Source organism: Thioalkalivibrio denitrificans (genome assembly GCF_002000365.1).
GTDB lineage: Bacteria > Pseudomonadota > Gammaproteobacteria > Ectothiorhodospirales > Ectothiorhodospiraceae > Thioalkalivibrio_A > Thioalkalivibrio_A denitrificans.
This window is the reverse complement of record NZ_MVBK01000063.1, coordinates 1-1,055: the sequence shown is the minus strand read 5'-3', so window position 1 is coordinate 1,055 and position 1,055 is coordinate 1. Positions and strand designations below refer to the sequence as shown.

The following is a 1,055-nucleotide window of genomic DNA, read 5'->3' as shown; positions in this document are numbered from 1 at the left end:
CGGGGCTCCCTGCGGGCGGGCCTGTACGGGCGCGCGGCCGCGTTGCTCTCGCTCGAATGGGCCTGCCCGTCCTTCGCTCGAGCGCCTTGCCGCGCATCCCGTACAGGCCCGCTGAAATGCAACGAATCTCTGACTCAGGACACTAGCCCCGCACATCGCCGGGAAGACTGATGAGGCGCTCAATGGTTGATCAACGCGGCGGCGATCACCGCAAGCCCGATGGCGATGAAGATCGTCGCCCCGAGGCGTCGCATGAGCCGTGCAGGGATGCGTGCGGCGTACTTGTGCCCGATCCACACGGCCGGGGCGTTGGCCACAAGCATGCCGAGCGTGCTGCCCGCGACCACCCATAGAACACTCTCGAAACCGGCGGCCAGGGCGGCCGTCGCGATCTGGGTCTTGTCGCCCATCTCCATGATGAAGAACACCACGAGCGTGGTGAGGAATGCTCCCCGTCCGGTGATGGTCTTCGGCATGTCCTCCTGCTCTTCCCGCTCGAACAGGATCCAGACTGCCATGGCAATGAAACCGAGTCCCACGATCCATGCCAGCAACATGTCAGGGAGCAGTCGCGAGAGCCACATGCCGCCCAGTGCGGCAAGCCCGTGATTGAGCAGTGACGCGACGAGCACGCCGGCTAGGACCGCCCAGGGTTTGCGAAAGCGGGCGCTCAGGGTGAGCGTGACAAGCTGTGTCTTGTCCCCGATCTCCGCGACGGCGACCGTGACCAGGGCGACGAAGAAGATTTCCACGGGATACTCCAAGGGGCCGGACGNNCGTCCGGCCCGGATCGGAGGTCGATACCACAGGTCTCGCCAGACCGCATGGGCCGCATGCACCATGACCCTTCGGGTCAATTGTGTTGACGCATGCTCCCGGACTTGCGCCGGGACGGCTACTCCCCTGAAGCGGACGAAATGTTACCGGGGGCGGGGTGGGATGGCAAGGCGCTTTGGAAGGTTGAAGGTGGAAGGATGAAGGTTGAATGAAACCACCCGCTTTGGAAGGTTGAAGGATGAGGGATGAAGGTTGAAGGAAACCACCCCACCCTGGCC

Annotated in this window: 1 protein-coding gene and 1 riboswitch; the gene reads right to left on the bottom strand. The window is 64.0% G+C overall.

All coding sequences use genetic code 11. From position 1 onward, the window contains the following. Positions 1-179: 179 nt before the first annotated feature. A complete protein-coding gene (locus tag B1C78_RS11215; RefSeq protein ID WP_175628289.1) occupies positions 180-752 on the bottom strand; it encodes a TMEM165/GDT1 family protein in 573 nt (190 codons plus the stop codon). Then, a riboswitch (yybP-ykoY riboswitch) is annotated at positions 746-905 on the bottom strand. Its footprint overlaps the gene before it by 7 nt. Positions 906-1,055 lie beyond the last annotated feature (150 nt).